This window comes from Nostoc sp., from assembly GCF_041747015.1.
Lineage (GTDB): Bacteria > Cyanobacteriota > Cyanobacteriia > Cyanobacteriales > Nostocaceae > Nostoc.
The window spans coordinates 1-5,281 of sequence record NZ_JBGTFY010000356.1 but is presented as its reverse complement, the minus strand read 5'-3'; the positions used below and the strand labels follow the sequence as shown (position 1 = coordinate 5,281).

The window sequence follows — 5,281 nt, the reverse complement described above, 5'->3', positions numbered from 1 at the left end:
AATATTATCCCGCTCATCGGCACTCATTTCCTTGGCATCGGTTTCTGGCAGGTTAATATCCTTATCCAGATTCACGATCCGGCATTTATCCATGATGCTGTTGACAATGGAAACACCGCGTCCACTATCTTTCAAGGTTTGGTAAGAAGCAATTAACTCGCTGAGTTCCTTCAAACCTTTATACAAACCAGCATTTTCTGCCGGAGGTGTCAAGTAAGAAATTGTTTCGGCATAACTCCGACGTTTGGCAATTGTCGCCTCACTCGGATTATTCGCTGCGTAATAATACAAGTTAGGAATTGAGCCAATCAAGTTATCTGGATAACAATCACCAGACATCCCCATCTGTTTACCTGGCATGAATTCCAAGGAACCGTGAGTACCAAAGTGCAGCACGGCATCAGCTTGCCAAACTTGCTCTAAATAAGTGTAGTAAGCAGCAAAACCGTGGTGAGGACTAGCTGAACGGGAGAACAACAGCCGCATCGGATCGCCTTCGTAACCAAATGTGGGTTGTACACCGATGAAGACGTTACCGAATTGCTTACCATAAATCAGCAGGTTTTGCCCATCGCTGTTGAGATGTCCGGGAGGTGGACCCCAGTTTTCTTCTAAACGTTGAGAGTAAGGGGTCAGCGCCTCATACTCAGGAACCGACATTTTGTAAGCAACGTTGAGTTCTGGGCTGTTGTACTGCGCTTGGGCGTCATGGATGACTTCTTGCAGCAGCGCTTCGGCTGATTCTGGCAATTCTGGTAAGTCGTAGCCGTTATTTTTGAGGGCTTTCATCACCTCGTAGATTGAGCCGAATACATCTAAGTAGGCGGCGGTTCCCACGTTGCCTTTATCTGGCGGAAAGCTGAAAACGGTGATAGCGACTTTTTTATCCAGCTTCGGCTTGCGGCGGAGGTTAGCCCATTTTAAAGCGCGTTCGGCCACAGTTTCAACCCGATCGCGCAGTGCGATCGCTTTCCCTGTAGTCCCATCCCTACCTGATAAGACAATCGGCTCAATTGCCCCATCCAATTCGGGAATCGCAATTTGCAAAGCTACTTGAATCGGATGTAACCCTAAATCGCTATCCATCCACTCTTCTGTGGTTTGGAAAACTAAGGGTAATGCCACCATGTAAGGACGATTTAAGCGTTTGAGCGCCTCAATTGCCTTGGGATGATCTTGTCTGGCTGGGCCACCCACTAAAGCAAAACCAGTCAGTGATATCACTGCATCTACTAACTGTACTTTGGTAGTTGGTTCGTAGAAGTAGGCTTCAACAGGCTTGGAGAAATCCAAACCACCGGCAAACACAGGTAATACTCGTGCACCTAGTGCTTCCAACTCCTGCACCATTGCTACATAATGGGCATCATCGCCTGTAACTAGGTGAGTGCGTTGCAATACCAACCCAACACAAGGAGCTAAGGGATCTTTGAGATCATTAGAGATATCCTTACGAGATGTATACCAGTTCAGGTACTCTCTGACATCCTCAAACATACTGGGAGCCAAAGGATGCCAAATCCCTAAATCGGGATAAACCACCGGCTGCTGATATGTAGAAGGTGCAAAATTTTGTTTCTCTAAACCTTTAAATACGTATTTATCAGCTAGCATCAGCAAGAAGTTTTCCAGATTTTCTGGAGAACCACCTAGCCAATACTGAAAACTGAGCATGAAATTTCGGGCATCCTGTGCTTTTTCCATTGGTAAAAACTTCAGCACTTGCGGCAGCGTTCGCAAAAGCTTTAGCATCCCATCTTGGAATCCCGCACCGGATTTTTCTTTGCGTTTCCGCATGAATTGCGCGATCGCACTTTTTGACTGACCCAACTGTGCCAAAGAAAAGCTGCCCATTTTACTGAGGCGCATGACTTCTGGCATTGAGGGAAAGACAACAGAAACATCCAGGCGATCGCGGTGTGGTTCTACTGCTGCTACTACTTTCTGTGCTAAGTCTTCGATGAAAATGAGGGAAGCGATGAAGATATTCGCACCCTCAATTTCTCGTTTGAACTCCTGATAATTCTCTGGGTCGCGGAGTTCCTCAATCAAGTACCCACTGATTTCAATCGCCAAGTCGGGATTGTTCGCGTTAATCGTGCGAACCGCTTGCGACAAAGCACTCTGGTACTGGGACTCTAGCACGACATAGACCACCTTGATTAAATTACGTCCGCGTAAGTCATCAGGCGCAATGTGTCTAATGGTGGACTTGACGTGTGTGAACATGCTTCTTCGGCTCCTTTGATGCGTGTTCTCTACTGGAAGTTCCTAGCGGCATCAGTAGCCACAGTTAACTTCTGATTATTTAGGCAATATGTGTTTTTTATCAGAAAACACTTACCCAGTGCGCATTTTATCGTCTATTTGACACAAATTGATATAAAAAACGAAATATTTCTTTGGAATTATTTACTGTGTATAAAAGTAATTGCTCACTTATTTGTAAATTTTTCGTAATATTTATTATGTTTAATCGTTAAATAGTTATTTAAAGATATGAGCCTATTTACAAAACAAAACCCGCTGGTGCGGGTTGTAAAATTGGATCTGTTTGGGGAAATGCGTAGGCATAGCCAGTCGTAGACATCGCCTAATTTCTATAGGAATCGTACTTGAATCTTGCTAAGTATACTGAGAAACAAACCTTTGTATGGCAAGCTTCTAGACAATTTGGTTTTTCAGAAATCAAATATGAGTCCTATATAATTTCTTAACTAAGAATGAAGTTTAGCTTCTAATTGTTTCAAAATCTTCTTTGGATCGTTCTAATCTTGAGCTTTTTGTTCAAGACCCTGTTCAAAGCCTACCCAAGCGACTGGCTTGATTTTCGACTGAATCCCCCACTAATTGATTCTGAATTCTGATATGCTAATTTTTAAAATAGAACTAGAACAAATTGAATTTGAAGAAGAAATTGATAGTTACAGCAGAGGTCATATTAGTGTTCAAGGAAAACATGGAATCATCTTCTCAAAACTATCAAATAAAAATCATTCGATGATGATTTTTATATCTTTATGCGATCTTCTTGATGGTGTCCGTTTATTTTTAATTAATCCAATTAAAAATAGATATCATTTTGTGGGAGTTGGCAGTTCTTTTCAGTTTTTTTTAGTTAAAAAAGGATATAGCAATTTGATACTAACTAGCGTCAAAAATGAGATAATTGATGAAATTCCACGGTTGGAACTCATTGAAGATATTTGGAAGGAAATAAAATCATTTATGTTAAAATATGATGATTCACTTAATGAAAAGGAAATTGTTAAAAATGATTTGACAATTTCCATAGAAGAATTTAAAAAGCAATTTAATCTATAACAATAATGCTTCACTCAAGCAACGTGCTGATGGCAGCTAGACAATTAACTATTATTGGATTAATGACGGGGAAAATCGGCTGATTGGGGTGACTAGTTCTTTTGCTTCTGGTACTTCCCAGCAATAGTATATCTACGATGCCTTTGGTAGCCATGTTGCCAGTAAAACTAGTAAGATTGAAAAATATGAAAATTACCTATGACCCAGAAGTAGATATATTAAGAATTATATTGAGTGATGTACCTATAGAAGATAGTTACGAAGAAAAGCCAGGGGTAATTTTAGATTACGACGAATGATGGAAATATTATCGGGCTAGAAATATTAGACGCTTCCAAAAGAATCGATAATCCACGTTCCCTAGAGTATTCGATTTCTACATAATTTTAAAAAAAGAATGCGACAGATACACTCGACTTTCGGCTGAATCTCCGACTAATTGACCCTGAGCGTAGCCGAAGGGTCAACCTTCCCGCACCATCCAAACCAACATTCCTAATAGTATTTCCACTGGCGGAACTGTATAATCATTCAAATCAATACTCAGTGTTTGCCCTTCTAATTTCAAAAATCGCCAAGCCGTACCACTGCTGACGCCACCATAAATTGTCTTAATCGGTATATTATTGGTTTCATTGAATTTTTGTGCGGCAATCATTTCTGCTGCACATTGCCCTAAACCTGGTTTTAAATCACCTTTTTTCGCTTCAATAATCACGATCACAGGAGCTTCAATAAATATTTGTTCGGGTGAGCGGCTAATTAAAAAATCACATACTCCACTTAAGCCTAGTTCCGGTGCGACGGTAAAATCTTCACCCGAAAAAAAGCTGACTTTGCGTTCGAGAATTTTCCGAACTTCTACGAGGATAGGACTAATAATTAACTCTGAGCGAGCTTTTTCTGAACCAGTTGCTGTTGCTAGTGGCAGTCCTTCGCTTAGTGCTTCTTTGAGGTAAAGACTAGGTTCTATGGACTGCATTTCGGGTAAAAAGCGTCCATTTTCAACCGTAGTTAAGTTAAAGTCGCGTTTGACTTTTGACAGCGAGAAGTCACTATAAGACATTATAAAAAAAATTATGATTATATGGCGTTTATAGGTGTTTTGTTAGCACCCGACTTCTCCCAGAAGCCGGGGTTCTGAGACTCTTTTGGCGTATCATTGACTCACTCAGCTTGATTACCGCGAGTTTTAGCCTGTAATTGCTGAACTTGCTCTACAGCTAAACCAGTGACACGGACAATTAATGCGATCGCAACTCCTTCATTGAGCATATTTATTGCAATCTCCTGAGCTTTTTGTTCAAAACCTTGTTCAATACCCTGTTCTAAGCCTTGTTCAATACCTTGTTCAATACCTTGTTCAATACCTTGTGCAAGCCCTTCTTGCAAAATATCTTGATAAATCACAGATTCGCGCATAATATCACTCCGCAAAATTCTTTTAATAACGTCTTTATTTAATACTAACCCAGCTAAGACTGCTGTTGATGCAGCAACATTACTGCGGATTCGGGTGTCGTTGAGTGCTTCAATAACTTGAGCAACTTCTTCTAAAGTTCGCGTTTGATCCTTGGTTTGACTTAAAGCTGCAAACGGTAGCAAACCCGGAGAATTGAAAAATACTTCCGTTGGCTGTTCCCAAAGTCGGATGACTTCAAATCTGTGCAGGCTGTTTTCTAGAACAAATTCTGTTTGATAAACTAACTCAGAATCAGTTGGTTTGAGATAAATTACCACCTGACGCATTTGCTTATGGGGAAATTTTCTATATGCCCGTAAGCGATAATCATTCATCCGAAAGGAAATATCGGCTTTAGAGGATGTTTGAAAAGTCATCCAACGTATGTTTGACTACTCTGGCTATCGAGAAGTTAAACGAGATAATGAGAGTTATGGGACTTGCGATCACTTCTCTAAGTTGCATTTAAGGCTCAAGCTGACACTTTTCAAACAA

At 40.8% G+C, this 5,281-nt stretch carries 5 protein-coding genes; 2 read left to right on the top strand and 3 right to left on the bottom strand.

The features are described 5' to 3' along the window. Positions 1-2,229, bottom strand: a 2,229-nt coding sequence (bchH, locus tag ACEW80_RS28455; RefSeq protein ID WP_373529821.1) for a magnesium chelatase subunit H, incomplete at its 3' end; no start/stop codon positions are given. A 639-nt stretch (positions 2,230-2,868) separates the two neighbouring features. Between bchH and ACEW80_RS28450 the strand changes: the two genes are divergently transcribed. Then, on the top strand, positions 2,869-3,324 hold the full coding sequence (locus tag ACEW80_RS28450; RefSeq protein ID WP_373529820.1) for a hypothetical protein: 456 nt from the start codon (positions 2,869-2,871) through the stop codon (positions 3,322-3,324). A 101-nt stretch (positions 3,325-3,425) separates the two neighbouring features. After that, entirely contained in the window at positions 3,426-3,623 is a 198-nt protein-coding gene (locus tag ACEW80_RS28445; RefSeq protein WP_373529819.1) for a DUF2283 domain-containing protein, read from the top strand. A gap of 164 nt (positions 3,624-3,787) precedes the next feature. Here the strand turns inward: ACEW80_RS28445 and ACEW80_RS28440 are convergent, their stop codons facing one another. Continuing rightward, positions 3,788-4,390, bottom strand: a complete 603-nt coding sequence (locus ACEW80_RS28440) for a hypothetical protein (RefSeq protein ID WP_373529818.1) — start codon at positions 4,388-4,390, stop codon at positions 3,788-3,790. 101 nt (positions 4,391-4,491) lie between these two features. Further along, positions 4,492-5,163, bottom strand: a complete 672-nt coding sequence (locus ACEW80_RS28435) for an Rpn family recombination-promoting nuclease/putative transposase (protein ID WP_373529817.1) — start codon at positions 5,161-5,163, stop codon at positions 4,492-4,494. Positions 5,164-5,281 lie beyond the last annotated feature (118 nt).